The 16,377-nt window shown below is 68.6% G+C and carries 14 protein-coding genes and 1 pseudogene; 8 read left to right on the top strand and 7 right to left on the bottom strand.

The genetic code is table 11. From position 1 onward, the window contains the following. Positions 1-47 precede the first annotated feature (47 nt). Entirely contained in the window at positions 48-1,307 is a 1,260-nt protein-coding gene (locus tag ACFXN1_RS19080; protein ID WP_379440007.1) for a serine hydrolase domain-containing protein, read from the bottom strand. Between the two features lie 178 nt (positions 1,308-1,485). On the opposite strand from ACFXN1_RS19080, the gene ACFXN1_RS19075 reads away from it, so the two are divergent. Continuing rightward, a complete protein-coding gene (locus tag ACFXN1_RS19075) occupies positions 1,486-2,877 on the top strand; it encodes an alpha/beta hydrolase family protein (RefSeq protein ID WP_379440006.1) in 1,392 nt (463 codons plus the stop codon). Positions 2,878-2,939: 62 nt separating this feature from the next. Further along, positions 2,940-3,554 carry a class I SAM-dependent methyltransferase gene (locus ACFXN1_RS19070; protein WP_379440004.1) on the top strand — a complete coding sequence of 205 codons (615 nt, stop codon included), beginning with the start codon at positions 2,940-2,942 and terminating at the stop codon, positions 3,552-3,554. Positions 3,555-3,582: 28 nt separating this feature from the next. Here the strand turns inward: ACFXN1_RS19070 and ACFXN1_RS19065 are convergent, their stop codons facing one another. The 4 genes and pseudogenes from ACFXN1_RS19065 to ACFXN1_RS19050 form a co-directional block, all read right to left on the bottom strand. Then, positions 3,583-3,981 (bottom strand): VOC family protein, encoded by a 399-nt coding sequence (locus tag ACFXN1_RS19065; RefSeq protein ID WP_379401736.1) that lies wholly within the window; start codon positions 3,979-3,981, stop codon positions 3,583-3,585. A gap of 161 nt (positions 3,982-4,142) precedes the next feature. Beyond that, positions 4,143-4,829, bottom strand: coding sequence for a response regulator (locus ACFXN1_RS19060; protein WP_379440042.1), 687 nt, complete (start codon positions 4,827-4,829; stop codon positions 4,143-4,145). After that, complete coding sequence (locus ACFXN1_RS19055; RefSeq protein WP_379440040.1) at positions 4,811-5,131, bottom strand: ATP-binding protein; 321 nt, start codon at positions 5,129-5,131, stop codon at positions 4,811-4,813. Before ACFXN1_RS19055 ends, ACFXN1_RS19060 begins: the two co-directional genes overlap by 19 nt. A gap of 568 nt (positions 5,132-5,699) precedes the next feature. After that, positions 5,700-6,944, bottom strand: a pseudogene (locus tag ACFXN1_RS19050) (hypothetical protein); the annotation flags it as partial. A gap of 17 nt (positions 6,945-6,961) precedes the next feature. On the opposite strand from ACFXN1_RS19050, the gene ACFXN1_RS19045 reads away from it, so the two are divergent. Genes ACFXN1_RS19045 through ACFXN1_RS19035 form a run of 3 tightly spaced genes read left to right on the top strand, consistent with a single transcriptional unit; the run spans position 6,962 to position 9,755 of the window. Further along, positions 6,962-7,822, top strand: a complete 861-nt coding sequence (locus tag ACFXN1_RS19045) for an ABC transporter ATP-binding protein (RefSeq protein ID WP_379440002.1) — start codon at positions 6,962-6,964, stop codon at positions 7,820-7,822. Beyond that, positions 7,812-8,699: an ABC transporter permease gene (locus ACFXN1_RS19040; protein ID WP_379440001.1), complete on the top strand. Its 888-nt coding sequence runs from the start codon at positions 7,812-7,814 to the stop codon at positions 8,697-8,699. Before ACFXN1_RS19045 ends, ACFXN1_RS19040 begins: the two co-directional genes overlap by 11 nt. A 3-nt stretch (positions 8,700-8,702) precedes the next feature. Next, the gene (locus ACFXN1_RS19035) at positions 8,703-9,755 is read left to right on the top strand and encodes an ABC transporter substrate-binding protein (protein WP_379439999.1); all 1,053 of its coding nucleotides are present in this window, start codon (positions 8,703-8,705) and stop codon (positions 9,753-9,755) included. Between the two features lie 48 nt (positions 9,756-9,803). On the opposite strand, the gene rarD is transcribed toward ACFXN1_RS19035, so the two are convergent. Further along, complete coding sequence (rarD, locus tag ACFXN1_RS19030; RefSeq protein WP_379440039.1) at positions 9,804-10,670, bottom strand: EamA family transporter RarD; 867 nt, start codon at positions 10,668-10,670, stop codon at positions 9,804-9,806. 217 nt (positions 10,671-10,887) lie between these two features. Between rarD and ACFXN1_RS19025 the strand changes: the two genes are divergently transcribed. Together ACFXN1_RS19025 and ACFXN1_RS19020 are read left to right on the top strand one after the other, a co-directional pair. Then, positions 10,888-13,323, top strand: coding sequence for an HAD-IC family P-type ATPase (locus tag ACFXN1_RS19025; protein ID WP_379439997.1), 2,436 nt, complete (start codon positions 10,888-10,890; stop codon positions 13,321-13,323). Positions 13,324-13,589: 266 nt separating this feature from the next. Beyond that, positions 13,590-14,417: a PhzF family phenazine biosynthesis protein gene (locus ACFXN1_RS19020; protein WP_379439996.1), complete on the top strand. Its 828-nt coding sequence runs from the start codon at positions 13,590-13,592 to the stop codon at positions 14,415-14,417. Positions 14,418-14,422: 5 nt separating this feature from the next. On the opposite strand, the gene ACFXN1_RS19015 is transcribed toward ACFXN1_RS19020, so the two are convergent. Continuing rightward, complete coding sequence (locus tag ACFXN1_RS19015) at positions 14,423-15,334, bottom strand: ADP-ribosylglycohydrolase family protein (protein ID WP_379439994.1); 912 nt, start codon at positions 15,332-15,334, stop codon at positions 14,423-14,425. Positions 15,335-15,535: 201 nt separating this feature from the next. Here ACFXN1_RS19015 and ACFXN1_RS19010 point away from each other — a divergent pair, with 201 nt between their 5' ends. After that, a complete protein-coding gene (locus ACFXN1_RS19010) occupies positions 15,536-16,321 on the top strand; it encodes an acyl-[acyl-carrier-protein] thioesterase (protein WP_379439992.1) in 786 nt (261 codons plus the stop codon). Positions 16,322-16,377 lie beyond the last annotated feature (56 nt).

Here is a 16,377-nt window from a genome sequence, read left to right as displayed (position 1 = left end):
GGCGGACTCTGCGTGTCGTGTGCGACGTCACGCGGCGCGGCCCGCGACTATGCGACCGAAGCGGCAGCGGGCAGGACGGGGGTTGTGGTGCGGCGCGCCGCATTGGCGCCCCGCACCACCAGCGGCAGCACCCATGCCGACGCGAGTTGGTCCAGGCTCATCGACCCGATGCCGAGCCGATTGTGGACGAAGCCGACCGACAGTCCCAGGCGGGGTTCGGCCCAGCCGAACGATCCGCCCAGACCGATGTGCCCGAAGCCCGCGTGGGCTCCCGGAACGGGCAGCGAGTGATAGCCCATGTGCCACATCATCGGGATGTAGAACAGCGCACGGTCGAGCCGGTAGCTCTCCACCTGCCGCATGGCCCTGATGGTTTCGGGCGAGAGGAAGCGCCGACCCTGGTGCATGCCCTCGTTGGCGAGCGGGTCGTACACGGTGGCCAGGCCGGTCGCCGTGCAGACGCCGTTGCCCGCACCCAGTTCGGTGCGCAGGATGGGCGGATCGTCGCCTTCCAGCAGTTGGTCCAGGCCGGGCAGGAACAGCGCGCGGGCGACCGCGCCGAGTGGACCGGGCAGCGAGTAGGCGCGGCCCAGCACCAGCGAGGCATAGTTGGTGCCGACCGCCGACAGCTTGTTGCCGTGCAGCAGGGCGGCGCTGGTGCGCGACCCGGCCGGCGGGTTGCCCAGGTGGATGCCCTCGGTGCCCAGCGGTTCGGCGACCTCGGTGCGGAACAGCTCGGCCATGCCGCGGCCGGTGACCGCGCGGGCGAGGCCCGCCAGCAGCCAGCCGAAGGTGAGGGCGTGATAGGTCGGGATGCCCAGCAGATGATCGGGTTTGGCGGCGGCCAGGTGGTCTTCCATCATGCGGTGGTCGAGCACGTCGTCCAGGCCGCGGGCGATCTCGGGCAGCCCGTACAGCCCGGCCCGGTGGGACAGCACCTGCCGTACCGTGATCCGCCCCTTGCCGTTGGCGGCGAATTCCGGCCAGTAGTGGGCGACCGGGGCGTCGTAGTCGAGGAGGCCGCGATCGGCGAGCCGGTGGATGACCGTGGCCGCAATGCCTTTGGTGGCGGAGAAGACGATGGCGCCGGTGTCGGCGTCCCAGGGCCGGCGCGGCCCGGCCTCCCCGATCCAGATCTCGACCAGCGGTTCCCCGCGCAGGTGCACCGTGAGCGCGCCCCCGGCGCCCGGGCGACCGCCGACCATCCGCGCGAAAGTGCGCACCAACGGACCGAATTCAGCGGCCGCGTAGCCGCCCACCGTGGCCGGCAGGTCCATGAGACCCGGCGGGGAAGCGTCATTGCTCACGAATTCCACGGTACGAGCGCCTGGTGACACCGGCAATGAGAAACGGAGAGAGTTACTCCCGTTGGCCCAGTGGTTATTCCGGGTGTCCGAGTAGTGACACCGGCGTTATCGGCGCGAGCCTTTCCGAGACCAGAGCGAGTTCCCGGGAGTGCGGGCGGGGGCTGCGTAGGCTGTCGCCATGCGAAGGGCGTGGTCGTTGGTTCCGGCGGTACTGCTCGTGATCGCCCTGGCGCTGACCGGGTGTTCGTCGTCGAAGCAGGAGGCCGCGCCCGCCGGCCTGACCGGGGACTGGCACGGGAGCATCGAGATTCCCGACCATCCGCTGGCCGTGGGGGTCAGCTTCACCGGCGGGGACCAGGCCACCATCGACATTCCCGCCCAGGGTATCGAGGCCGCGCCGCTGAGCGGAGTGAAGAACGATGCCGACGGCGTGGCCTGGACCATCACCAAGATTCCGGGCAATCCGTCGTTCCAGGGCAAGTACGACAAGGGCTCCGGCAGGATCCAGGGGCAGTTCAGCCAATCCGGCCGGACCTTTCCGCTGAACCTGATGCGCGGCAAGGTCGAGGGCCCGCCGCGTCCGCAGGAGCCGAAGCCGCCGTTCCCGTACAAGTCCGAGGATGTCAGCTTCCCCAGCGGGGACATCACCATCGCCGGGACGCTGACCGAGCCCAACACCGGCGGGCCGTTCCCGACGGTCGTGCTGATCAATGGCAGCGGGGCCAACGACCGCAATGAGGAACTGCTGGGCCACAAGCCGTTCCTGCTGCTGGCCGACACCATGACCCGCGCGGGTTACGCGGTGCTGCGCACCGACAAGCGCGGCGTCGGCAAGACCGGCGGGCACCTGGACACCTCGAGCTACCAGGATCTGACCGATGACATCGGCGCCGGAATGGCCTTCCTGCACGGGCGGCCGGAGATCGACGCCAAGCGGATCGGCCTGCTCGGGCACAGCGAGGGCGGGTATCTCGCGCCGCTGTACACCATGCGGCCGGACAGCGGAGTGGCGTTCGTGATCATGATGGCGGGGCCGGCGGTGCCGGGCTCGGATGTGCTGGTGGAACAGAATCGGCTGATCCTCACCGCGCAGGGGGCCACCGCGGAGCAGATCGATCAGCAGGTGGCGTTCAACTCCACCCTGTCGACCCTGCTGCGCTCCGGGGATCTGGAGGCCGCCAAAACCTATGTGCGACAGCACAATGACACCTTGCCCGCCGATAAGAAGCTGTCCGACGCGCAGATCGACGAGCTGGTGACGCCGTACATGGCGGCGCTGGTCGGCTACGACCCGGCCCCGGCGCTGTCGGCGCTGCGGGTGCCGGTGCTGGCCTTCTACGGCAGCAAGGATCTCCAGGTGTCCGCGGCCCAGAACGAGGGCCCGGCGCGCACGCTGCCGGCCGCCGATCCGGATGCGACCGTGCACGTCTTCGACGGGCTCAATCACCTGATGCAGCCCGCCGACAAGGGCACGCCCGACGAGTACGCCAAGATCGAGACGACCATCGATCCGCAGGTGCTGACCTTCGTGACGGATTGGCTGACGCAGCGATTCCCCACCGCGCACTGACCGACTCGTGCACATTGCCAGAAGTAGTGGCGTGCATGCGATCCGGTTGCCAGAGTGGTGTCGTGGGAATCTACGAAGACCGGGTACTGCCCAGGCTGGTCGACCTGTGCTGTGGCTCGGAGCAGATGAACTCCGAGCGGCAGCGGGTCTGCGCCGGGCTGCACGGGCGTGTCGTCGAGATCGGGTTCGGATCCGGGCGCAATGTGCCGTTCTATCCCGATTCGGTGAAGTCGGTGAGCGCGGTCGAGCCCGCCGACCTCGGGTGGCGAATGGCCGCCGGGCGGCTGGCCGCGGCGACGGTTCCGGTGGAACGGGCCGGCCTGGACGGGCAGGCCCTGCCGTTCGAGGACGACAGCTTCGATTCCGCGCTGTCGACGTGGACGCTGTGCACCATCCCGGATGTCGAGGCCGCGCTCGCCGAGGTGCGCCGGGTGCTGGCGCCCGGAGGCACTTTTCATTTCGTCGAGCACGGTCTCGCACCGGATCCCGGTGTCCAGAAGTGGCAGCACCGGTTCAACCCGGTGCAGAAGGCATTGGCCGGCGGCTGCCACCTCGACCGCGATATTCGCGGGTTGATCGAGGCCGCGGGATTCGAGATCCGCGAAATCGATCGGTATTACCAGCAGGGGCCGAAGCCCTGGGTTGCCTTCTCGTTGGGCACCGCGGTAGCCGGGTGAGGAGTTACCGCGGTGACCCGCGTGAGAACTATTGCGGCCAGCCGCCGTACGGGACGGTGATCAACTCCATGTAGTGGCCGACGGGGTCTAGGAAATAGATCCCCCGGCCGCCGTCATTGTGGTTGATCTCGTTGACGCCCTGCTGACGCGGGTCGGCCCAATAGGTCATGCCATACCGCTCGATCTTGTCGTAGGCGGCGTCGAATTCTTCCTCGGAGACCAGGAAGGCGTAATGCTGCGGTTGCGGCTCGCCCTCGAAACCCGGTGGCAGATTGGCGAAGTCGAAGGTGACGCCATTACCGACGGTAATCGGAATGAACGGACCGTACGGCTTGCCCACCTCCAACCCGAGGATGTCCGCCCAGAATTCGGCGGAAACCCGATTGTCCGTGCACGCGACAATGGTGTGGTTGAACTGGATAGTGATAGGAATTCTCCTGCGTTCGTGACGATCCCGACCCTGGACCGGTACAAGTCGGCCGACAGGAGCATCGCCACGCCCTCGACGGTAACCACCCGCCGCCGATTCCGCCAAGCGCCCTGTGCGAACCGTCACAGCCCGCCCCGGCCCCAGAAAATAGGGGCGGCTCAGGCGCGGCGGGGGGCGGAGTACTCCTGTTCCGGGCGGCCGGTGCTGCCGTAGCGCAGTTGCATGCGCAGGTCGCCGACGCCGACCAGGCTCGCGAGGTAGCGCTGAGCGGTGGCGCGGGAGATGCCGATGGCGGCCGAGACCTGGGCTGCCGACATCGGAGCGTCGGCATTGTGGACCGCTTGCAGGACAAGGTCTTTCGTGGGTGAAGCGACGGCAGGCGCCCCGGGTGCGGCGGCACCGGCAGGGGCCGCGGCCGGGCGCAGCGCCGCCAGGGCGGCGTCCACATCGGCCGCGGTGACCTCCGGGGCGGCGAGCAGCCGCCGATATCGCGCGTAACCCGCCAGCCGGGCCGCGAGCACGGCATGGTCGAACGGCTTCACCAGGTAGCCGAGCGCCCCGGCCGACAGGGCGGCGCGCACGGTCTCCGATTCCGTTGCGGCGGTGAGCATCATGGCGTCGGACGGCATCTCGCGGACCAGGTCGATGCCGGAACCGTCGGGCAGGTAGACGTCCACCAGGGCCAGATCGACGGGGGCCTCGGCCATGGCGATGCGCGCGGCGGCGAGTGTGTTCACGGTCGCCGACACCGCGAATCCCGGTAGCGCCGAGACGATTCCGGCATGCAGATTGGCCACCCGGAAGTCGTCGTCGACCACCAGCACGGTCAGCTCTCCTCGGCCCACGCCGCCTCCTCGTCCGTCAGCACACCCGGCATCCGGGCAATGAACTCCGCTCCGCCCAACGGACTCCCACCGGCGTCCGAACGGCCCCCGGTTACACCCACGCCTCCCGGGTCGGCCAATCGCACATCCCCGCCCCGAGCCCGTGCCACCTGTCGCGACAGCGCCAAGCCCAGCCCCCGCCCACCCGGGCCACCGCCCGATTTCGTCGAAACCCCCTCGGCGAAGACCGAATCCATCAATCCGGGCGCGATGCCCGCCCCATTGTCGGCGACAGCGATATGCAGTGTCCCGCCCTCCTGCACCAACTCCACCTCGACCACCGGCCCCTCCCCCCTCGCCGACCGTGCTGTCTCGAAACTCCACAGCACCTTCCGGATTCACGTCACCGTCGACCCGAGCGCCGGAGGCGATGATCGAGCCGGAATTCGCCGCACGACGAAGGCTGCCGCCCACGCTGCCACCACCGGAATCCAAGTCAGCAGCTGAGGCCACGGCCCCAGCAGAATCTGCCGACACGCCGCCGCCAGGGCGATCGGTAGGCCAACCGTCCGGATTCCGCTCGGACACAGCCGAACCCGCACCACCGACGGCCGCAGCGGCGTCGATGGCGTTGTCGAGAAGATTCCCGAGGACGGTGGTGACATCGACTGGGGCGGCGAGGTTCGCGTCGACCCAGGTGTTGGGGCCGAGGCGGAGGTGGACGCCCTGTTCGCGGGCGTGGGCGGCCTTGGCGGAGAGGAAGGCCTGCAGGTAGGGGTCGCGGATGGTGTCGATGCCGGGGAGGGCCGCGCCCAGGGGGCCGGAGCCGAGGAGTTCTTCGATGTAGTGGGTGGCCTCGTCGGGGCGGCCGGTATGGAGGAGGCCGCTGAGCAGGTGGAGGCGGTTGGCGAATTCGTGGCGCTGGGCACGCAGGACGGTGCTCATGGTGGAGACGGCATCCAGTTGACGGGTCAGGGATTCCACGTCGGTGCGGTCGCGGACGGAGAGGACCGCGCCGAGCGGGCGGGAGTCGCGGGTGACGGCGCGGGCGGTGACGACCACGATGCGGTCGCCGACCGCGGCCTGGACCGGTTGACCGTCGGCGGCGCGGAAGGCTTGCAGGACACGGGGTGTCAGGCCGATGGCGCCGATATCGCTGCCCGGTTCGGGGTCGATGCCGAGCAGGCGGCGGGCCTCGTCGTTGACGACGGTGATCCGCCAACCGGCGTCGGCGGCGACCACGCCCTCGCCGATGCCGTGCAGGACCGCGTCCTGCTCACGCACCAGGTCCGCCAGATCAGAAGGTTCCAGCCCCAGGGTCAGACCGTGCCAGCGACGGGCCAGCAACACCGATCCCGCAATGCCCGCCAGGAGCGCGCCGCCGATCAGCAGCCCGGCTCGGCGCAAGTCCCGGAGCAGCTGATCGTGGACTGCGGCCGTGGAGATCCCGACACTCACCTCCCCCACCACCCGGCCGCCCGCCGGGCTCGATGGTAGTGCGGTATCCGGTTGCAGGACGGGAACTTTCGCACGCACGGATTCACCGAGCGTTCCGTGTTCCCGGATCACGACCTCCCCGCCGGCCAGCGCCCGGGAGGGGTCGGTGCTGACCATTTCGCCGAGCCGGTCATGGTCGGGGTGGGCCAGGCGGATGCCCGCGTCATCGGTGATCACCACGAAGAGCGCGCCGGTGCGCAGGCGGGCGTTGTCGGCGATCTGCTCGAGGTCGCCGCCCGCGAGCTCCGATTTCAGGGCGGGACCGGCCTGCAGCGGGCTGTCGGCGTACCGCGCGACGGCGGCACGGACCTGCGGGTCGGAGGCGACGGTGCGGGCGATGGCCAGGGCCCGCTGGCCGTACTCGCCGGAGAGGCGGTCGCCGCTGACATAGGCGAAGACACCGAAGGCCAGCCCGACGGTCAGGCCCACCACGGCGATCTGCAACAGCAGGATCTGGGTCCGGAGCCGGACGGAACGGGGGCCGAGCGAGAACACGGGCGACAGTGTAGACAACCCCTCGCAACCACCTGAGCAGAATGCGCAGAACGACCGAATCGCCGCTTGTGTGACTTGCGCGCACAACCGGGTGCAGTGTGACCCGGCCCACGTAGCTTCTGTCCAACGCCGCAGCGGCGGCATCGGAAACAGGAGCACTGATGAGCACAACGACCACTGAGCCCGGGCCGGGTCCCGCGCCTTTGATCGAATTGCGGGGCGCGACCAAGCGGTTCCCCGGCAACAACGGCGGCATCCACACCGCGGTGCGCGACCTGAACTTCACCGTCGCGGCCGGCGAATTCGTCGCCGTCGTCGGCCCCACCGGCTGCGGCAAGTCCACCACGCTGTCGCTGGTGTCCGGCCTGGAACCGGCCTCGGCGGGCCGGACCCTGGTGCGCGGCAAGGATGTTCGCGGCATCCCGGACGGCGTCGGCTACATGTTCCAGCAGGACGCCGTGCTGCCGTGGAAGACGGTCATCGACAATGTGGCGCTGGGCCCGAAGCTCCGGGGCGTGTCCAAGGCCGAAGCCCGTGAACGCGCTGCCCGCTGGGTGCGCACGGTCGGGCTGGCCGGGTTCGAGAACTACTACCCGCATCAGCTCTCCGGCGGCATGCGCAAGCGGGTGGCGCTGGCGCAGACGCTGGTCAACGATCCCGAGATCATCCTCATGGACGAGCCGTTCAGCGCGCTCGACGTGCAGACCCGCCAGCTCATGCAGGACGAACTGCTGCGCGTGTGGTCCGGCACCGACTCGGATGACCGGGAAAAGGGCCGGGCGGCGGTCATCTTCGTGACCCACGATCTGGAAGAGGCCATCGCCCTGGCAGATCGGGTCGTCGTCATGACCGCGAGCCCCGCCACCGTGTGCGGCGACTTCAAGGTCACTCTCGACCGGCCGCGCAATGTCGAGGAGGTCCGCCTCACCGAGGAATTCCGCGACCTCTACAGGGAAATCTGGGAAACGCTGCGCGATCAGGTCGAGGCGGCCCGCACGAAGGGAGCGGCCCGTGTCGCTTGATGTCATGCCGCAGACCGCGGTCGCCGCAACGGAATTCGAGGTGGAGACCGAGGAGCAGATCCTGGCGCGGGTGCGGTCGCAGGCGCGCAGGAACAAGATCCGGACGTGGGGGCTGCGCGCGCTCATCGTGGCCCTGTGGCTGGGCGCGTGGGAGCTCACCGCCACCTACTGGATCGACCCGTTCTTCTACTCCAAGCCCTCGCTGATCTGGGACCGCCTGGTCGAATGGTTCACCGAGGGCACGCAATTCGGCTCCATCTGGCTGCAGCTGTACACGACGGTGCAGGAGGCGGTGCTGGGCTTCGCCATCGGCACCATCGCGGGCATCGCGCTGGGTGTGCTGCTGGGCCGCTCCCGCTACTGGGCCGACGTGCTGGCCCCGTTCATCAAGGCGCTCAACGCGGTGCCGCGCATCGTGCTGGCGTCGCTGTTCATCATCTGGTTCGGCCTGGGCCTGCAGTCCAAGGTGGCGACGGTCGTGGTGCTGGTGTTCTTCGCGGTGTTCTTCAACGCCTTCACCGGTGCGCGTGAGGTGGACGGCAATGTCATCGACAACGCCCGCATCCTGGGCGCGAGCCGCCGTCAGGTGCTGAGCTCCATCGTGCTGCCCAGCGCGACCACCTGGATCCTGTCCTCGCTGCACACCGCCTTCGGTTTCGCGCTGATCGGCGCGGTGGTCGGTGAGTACGCCGGCGCCGGCAAGGGCCTGGGCCTGCTGATCAGCAATGCGCAGGGCACCTTCGACGCGGCGGGCATCTACGCGGGCATGATCATCATCACCGTCGTCGCGCTGGTGGCGGAGTGGCTGATCGGGCTGGCGGAGAACCGGCTGCTGAAATGGCGTCCCTCGCAGGCCGCCTCGGGCCACGGGATCTGAGCCATGAAGTACCGCAAGCACATTGCCGTGGTCCTGCTGGCGATCAGTGCGCTGCTGCTGGTGACCGGCTGCCGCGATTCGCGCCGCATTCCGACCGAGAACGGGCGGCCGCAGATCACCATCATGGTGGGCGGGCTGGAGAAGGTCATCTACCTGCCGGCCATGCTCACCGAGAAGCTGGGCTTCTTCGAGGCCAATGACATCGACGTGCACCTGCTGGGCGAGCAGTCCGGCGCGACCGCCGAGACCGCGCTGCTCACCGGCGACGTCCAGGCCGTGGTCGGTTTCTACGACCACACCATCGATCTGCAGGCCAAGGACCAGTGCCTGAAGACGGTCGTGCAGTTCGCCGACGTGCCCGGCGAGGTCGAGCTGGTGTCGAAGCAGGATGCCGAGGCCATCAAGTCCCCGGCGGACTTCAAGGGCCGCAATCTGGGCGTGACGTCGCTGGGCTCGTCCACCGACTTCCTCACCCAGGCGCTGGCCGGGCAGGCCGGTCTGCGGACCTCCGACTACACCCGGGTGAAAGTCGGTGCGGGACAGACCTTCATCGCGGGCATGAACCACAACGGCATCGACGCGGGCATGACCACCGACCCGACCGTCGCCAAGACGGTCACCTCCGGTGACGCCAAGGTGCTGGTCGACATGCGCAACGAGCAGGGCACCCGCGCGGCGCTCGGCGGCCTCTACCCCGCCGCCTCGCTCTACATGCGCTGCGAGACCGTGGCCGGCCACCCGGACATCGTGCAGAAGCTGGCGAACTCGTTCGTCCAGACCCTGCAGTGGATCAAGACCCACTCCCCCGAGGAGATCGCCGCCAAGATGCCCGGCCAGTACGCGGGCGGCGATCCGAAGCTCTACGTCAAGTCCATCGCCGATTCGATCAGCATGTTCAACGGCGACGGCCTGATGAAACCCGAAGGCGCGCAGAACGTCCTGCGCATTCTCGGCCAGTACTCGCGCAATGTCGCACCGGTGCAGGCGCGCATCGACCTCGACGCGACCTACACCAACGAGTTCGTGGAGAAGGCCCAGGGCGCTCGCAAACCCTGACCGGCCCACGTGGAACCGCACATCGAATGAGGGGTGTGCGGTTTCGCGCTATTGCGGGACGGCGACCACGGGGCGGCGGGAGCGGCGCAGCGCGTCGACGGTGAAGATGGCCAGCGCCAGCCAGATCAGCGCGAACCCCGCCCAGCGGGACGCGGGCATGGGCTCGTGCCCCACCGCCACACCCCAGGCCAGCTGCAGCCCGGGCGTGAGGTACTGCAGAATTCCCATGGTGGACAACGGCACTCGCGGGGCCGCCAGCGCGAACAACACCAGTGGCACGAGGGTGACCGGGCCGGTCAGCATGAGCAATCCCGTATGCGGAAGTGAGGAACCGAAGGTCGCGTTGCCGGTCACCGCGATCACGATCACCGCGATCAGCGCGAACGGTGCGGCCGCCAATCCCTCTGCCGCCAAGCCGGGTAGCGCGTCGAGCCGAATCACCTTCTTGACCAGCCCATAGGTGGCGAAGGAACAGGCCAGGATCAATGCGATCCACGGCGGCCGGCCGTAATCGATGGTCAGCACGATCACCGCGGTGGCCCCCAGCCCAAGCGCGACCCACTGCGGAGCCCGCAGCCGCTCCCGGAAGACGATGACCCCGAACGCCACCGTCACCAGCGGATTGATGAAATACCCCAGCGCACACTCCACCACGTGATGCGAGATCACGCCGTAGACGTACGCGCCCCAGTTCATCGAGATCGCCGTCGATGCCACGGCCGCCAACCGCCAGGTCCGCGCATCGATCCGCCGCAGCTCCCCCAGCCGCCCGGCGAGCGTCATCACCAGCAGCGAGACCACCAGCGTCCAGAGAATCCGCTCGACCAGGACCTCGCCCGCGCTCGCGAAGGACAGCAGTCCGAAGAAGGCCGGAAACAGTCCCCAGATGAAATACGCTCCGATGCCGAAGGCGATGCCCGCGTCCCGGGCGCCCTCGTGTCCCGTCGGCCGATCCCGCCGAGTCGTGTCGACCGCTGCGTCCGAGTTCCCCGGTCCTTCCGCCACCCGATTACGTTAGCCCGCGCAACAAACGTCACGACAGCGAATACATAGGATGATCCTCACACGCCTATCCCGCGCGTGACGGGCAGCTACGGGTCAGTTTCTTTGGTCGCCCTTTACTGTGGAGGGCATGTCGATTACTGCGCAGGCAGCTAGTCCACCCAGCCCACCCGCGCTGGGGCTCACCTCCGCCGAGGTGGAGCAGCGGCGGCGGGACGGACTGACCAACGACGTGCCGGAGCGGGCCAGCCGGTCCGTCAAGGACATCGTCAAGGCGAATGTGTTCACCCGGATCAATGCGATCCTCGGTGTGCTGTTCATCCTGGTGCTGGCCACCGGCTCGCTCATCGACGGCATGTTCGGGCTGCTGATCATCGCCAACAGCGCGGTCGGCATCATCCAGGAGGTCCGAGCCAAGAACACCCTCGACAAGCTGGCCATCGTCGGGCAGGCCAAGCCCGTGGTGCGCCGCGAGGGCATCGCCGGCGCCGTCGCGCCGCAGGAGATCGTGCTCGACGACATCATCGAGCTCGGTCCCGGCGACCAGATCGTCGTCGACGGCGAGGTGATCGAGACCGAACTGCTCGAGGTCGACGAGTCGCTGCTCACCGGTGAGGCCGACCCCATCGACAAAACCCTTGGCGCGCAGATCATGTCGGGCAGCTTCGTGGTGTCGGGCAGCGGCGCCTACCGGGCCACCAAGGTCGGCAGGGACGCCTACGCCGCCAAGCTCGCCGACGAGGCCAGCAAGTTCACGCTGGTCAAGTCGGAGCTGCGCAGCGGCATCGACACCATTCTGAAAGTCATTACCTACCTGCTGATTCCGGCGGGCCTGCTGTCCATCTACAACCAGCTGTTCTCCTCCAAGGAATCCTGGCGGCCCGCCGTCAACGGCATGGTGGCCGCGCTGGTGCCCATGGTGCCCGAGGGCCTGGTGCTGATGACCTCCATCGCCTTCGCGGTCGGCGTGGTCCGGCTCGGTGCGCGCAAGTGCCTGGTGCAGGAGCTGCCCGCCATCGAGGGGCTGGCCCGGGTGGACGTGGTGTGCGCGGACAAGACCGGCACCCTCACCGAGAACGGCATGCGGCTCGCGGAAGTCCGTCCGGTGAACGACATTCCGGAGGCGACACTGCGCGAGGTACTCGCCGCGCTGGCCGCCGACGACCCGCGGCCCAATGCCAGCGTGCTGGCCATCAAGGAGGCACTGCCGGGCGCGCCCGGCTGGGACTCCACCGGGGTCGCGCCGTTCTCCTCCGCCAAGAAGTGGAGCGGCATGTCCTACGGCGAGCACGGCAACTGGCTGATGGGTGCGCCGGACGTGCTGCTGGACCCGGCCTCCGAGATCGCCGACACCGCACAGGACATCGGGGCCAAGGGGCTGCGCGTCCTGCTGCTGGCCCGCAGCGACCGGCCGGTGGACGCGCCCGACGCGCCCGGGCAGGTCACCCCGGCGGCGCTGGTGGTGCTCGAGCAGAGGGTGCGGCCCGACGCCAAGGGGACGCTGGAATACTTCGCCTCCCAGCATGTTTCGACCAAGGTCATCTCCGGCGACAATGCGGTGTCGGTCGGCGCGGTGGCATCCTCGCTGGGGTTGCCCGGGGGCAACGACCCCGTCGACGCTCGCAAACTTCCGACCGATCAGAACGAGCTGGCGGACGTGCTGGAGCGCAAGACCGTGTTCGGCCGCGTCCGACCGGATCAGAAGCGCGCCATGGTCGGTGCGCTGCAGTCACGCGGCCACACCGTCGCCATGACCGGTGACGGCGTCAACGACGTCCTCGCCCTCAAGGACGCCGATATCGGCGTCGCCATGGGCTCGGGCAGCCCGGCCACCCGCGCGGTGGCGCAGATCGTGCTGCTGGACAACAAGTTCGCGACCCTGCCCTATGTCGTGGGCGAGGGCCGCCGGGTGATCGGCAATATCGAGCGGGTCTCCAACCTGTTCCTCACCAAGACCGTCTACTCGGTGGTGTTGGCCTTCCTGGTCGGCATCGCGGGCATCGGGTCGCAGATCTTCAGCTACAAGGCCATCGGCTACCCGTTCCTGCCCCGACACGTGACGATCGCCGCCTGGTTCACCATCGGCATCCCCGCCTTCATCCTCTCGCTGGCCCCCAACAACGAGCGCGCCCGCACCGGATTCGTCGGCCGCGTCATGCGATTGGCGATCCCGTCGGGTGTCGTGATCGGCGTGATGACCTTCATCTCGTACCTGATCGCCTACAAGGGGCCCGACGTCAGCGAGACCGCGAAGATCCAGGCCGGCACCACCGCCCTGATCACGCTGCTGATCATCGCGGTCTGGGTGCTGGCCATCGTCGCCCGCCCGTGGAACTGGTGGAAGATCCTGCTGGTGGCGGGTTCCATCGCGGGATACCTGATCCTGTTCGCGGTCCCGTTCACCCGCCACTTCTTCAAACTGGACCCGTCCAACATCGCGCTGACGACATTGGCCATCGTGTGCGGCGGAATCGGCATCGTCCTGGTCGAGGTTGCCTGGTGGCTCAGCGCCAAGTACCTCGGCGAATCGCCCCACACGCCGGTACCGGTGGACGAAGACGCCTGATCCAGAAGCCGTTTCGAGCCGGGGCCGTGCCGCGACCCCGGCTCGAATCATGTTCAGCGCGATGTCGTTCGTCGGCAGCAGCCCGCTGTCGACGATGTGCGAGCCGAGGCCCGCCACGCAGCCCGGGAAAACGTTGGGGCGGTTCCGGATTGCGGCGAGCCGAATAGCTTGGACCTGCGGTGACGGTCGAATTGGTCGCATGATTTGGCTCGCCGTGGGTGGTGCCGTCCTGGGCAGTAATTGAATTCGCAGGTACCTTGAGCGCCATGGAGGTCTTGCTGCATCAGCTCGACGCATTCGCCGACGCGCCGTTCTCGGGCAATCCCGCCGCGGTCATGCCGCTGCTGTCCTGGCTGCCGGACGAACTGCTGCAGCGGCTGGCCGAGGAGAACAATCTCGCCGAGACGGCCTTCTACACCTCGGCGCTGCCGACGGAAGCGGGTGCGCCGCCGGACAACTCGCCCGCCTTCCATCTGCGGTGGTTCACGCCGACGGTGGAAGTGGACCTGTGCGGCCACGCCACCATGGCCGCGGCGGCGCAGATCCTGGACGACATGCATCCCGGGGCGGATCGGGTCCACTTCTATACGCGCAGTGGGTGGTTGCGGGTGGATCGGGACCGGGACGATCTGGTGCTCGACCTGCCGTCGGTGTCATCGGTGGAAATCGATGTGCACGACGGACTTCCGCATCAGCTGGCGCAGGCGCTGGGGGTGCGGCCGCTGCGCGCGTTCGAGGGGACCGATGTGGTGCTGGTCGTCACCGCCGAACACGAAGTGCGCGAATCCCGTCCGAACTTCTCGGCCTTTCCCGAATTGAACCGCGCCGCCATTCTCACCGCGACCGGCGACGAGGTCGACTTCGTGTCCCGGGTCTTCGCACCCGGTCAGGGCATTCCCGAGGACCCGGTCACCGGGTCGGCGCACGCCCAGCTCACCCCGCTGTGGAGTCGCGAACTCGGGCGCACCAGCCTCACCGCCCGCCAGCTCTCCCGGCGCGGCGGGGCCCTGCGCTGCGCCCTCACCGGCGACCGGGTGCGGCTCACCGGCCGCTGCCGCCGCTACCTCGACGGCGTAGTCCGCCTGCCGGACTGAGCAATTCAGCGCTCGGTGACCTGGCGGGTGAGAGCGTTCAGATCCGTGGTGCGGTAGCCCGGGTAGCCGTGCAGCAGCTCCAGCCATTCGGCGGGGACGGCCGAGGCGCCCCAGCGAGCGCCGAGCAGGCCGCCTGCGATGGCCGCCGTGGTGTCGGTGTCGCCGCCCGCGCGCACCGCGAGTTCCAGTGCGGCGGGCAGGGTTTCGGCATGGGTGATGGCCCACCAGGCCGTCTGCAGGGCGTGCACCACCCAGCCGTTCTTGGGGAAGTCGACGGGGCTGCCGGTTTCGGCCTTGTCCAGCAACGGTTCCCAGAAACCCGTGTCCACCTGGGACAGCGCCTCGCGCAGGCCGTCATAGGTGCCGAACAGGATGGCGTGGCGGATGGCCAGGGTCCAGAGCTTGCACGCCTGCATGGCCTGCATGTCGTAGTGGGTCAGCGAACTGACGAGTTTGGCTGCCTTGCCGCACTTCTCGGCATCGTCGAGATAGGCGAGCGCGACCGGGGCGGTACGCATGAGCGAACCATTGCCCGCCGTCAGGCCGGTCAGATCGTGGGCGCGCATCTGCATGGCGCGCCCGGTCCGATCACGCCACTGCAGCACCTCACGGGTCTGGTTGCCGATGTCCTTGGGTCTGGAATCCCACCACGCCACGAATTCGGTCGCGACCGCGTCCAGCCCCTCCGGGCTGCAGAGGTCCCCGACCCGCGCGGCCGCCTGCGCCACCGCGACCGCCATCGCCGTGTCGTCGGTCCACTCACCCGGCGCCCACGCGAACGCGCCACCGCCTCGCATCCGGATCTCGGCGTCCGGACCGGGCACGGTGAACTCGTAGCCTGCCCCCAGCGCGTCTCCGGCCGCGGTCCCCAGCAGTACCCCGGCGGCCCGGTCGGCCTGCTCCGGCGTCAATTCCATGTGCGCTCGCCTCTTCCGCTCCGATGCGTCCACATCGATCTATCACGACGTTACCCACCGCGCGGGCACGCCGAACCGCGCAGCCGCCGTCTTTACGGGTTCTGCACTAGGCTCGGGGACACTCCCGTGCAGCGTCGCCGCCGCAGTTGTTCCGTGCACTCCCGCTCCGTTACTCGGATGGAAGATCCGGAGGTTCTGCCGATGAACCAGGTCGCCGATCCCACCCTGACCGGGGCACACCCGTCGGCCACGCCACTCGCCCCCGTTCCAGACTCCGGCCACATCTTCGACGTCACCCGCCGCCTGGGCACCGTCGACATGGACGAGAACCAGTACCTGCGCATCGACGGCACCGCCCGCCACCTGCAGGACGCCGGCGTCGACCACCTCGCGCACATCGGCGCCCTCGCTTCACATCCGCACTGGATCGTGCGCCGCACCGTCATCGACGTACTGCGCCCCATCACCTGGCCCACCCAGCTGCGCATCCGCCGCTGGTGCTCGGGCATCTCCCCGCGCTGGTGCACCATGCGGGTCCGCATCGACTCCGACACCGGCGGCCTGATCGAAACCGAGGGCTTCTGGATCCACATGAACAAGGAGACGATGAGCCCGTCCCGGGTGGCCGACGAATTCTTCGAGCTCATGAGCACCACCACCGACGAGCACCGGCTGCGCTGGCGGCAATGGCTCGATGAACCCCAGCCGCCCACGCCCGCCACCCGTTTCCCCCTGCGCCGCACCGACACCGACCACTTCCAGCACATCACCAACACGGCCTACTGGCATGCGGTCCACGAATTCACCGTCGGCGCAACGGATCTCGTCCAGGGACCGCACCGTTTCATCCTCGAATACAACAAGCCCATCCGGTACGGCGAAACCTTGGACATCCATACCGCCCGCACGTCCGACGCCCTCACCCTCTGGTTCTCCGTCGACCACGGCACCCGGGCCATCGCCCGACTCCGCCCGGTCGCATCCTGATCGCCGCGGGCCGATGATTGCGACGGTCTCGGCCCGTCTCGACTCGTATCAGCCCA

This window comes from Nocardia sp. NPDC059154 (assembly GCF_042755705.1).
Classification (GTDB): domain Bacteria; phylum Actinomycetota; class Actinomycetes; order Mycobacteriales; family Mycobacteriaceae; genus Nocardia.
This window is presented reverse-complemented; position numbering and strand designations above follow the sequence as displayed.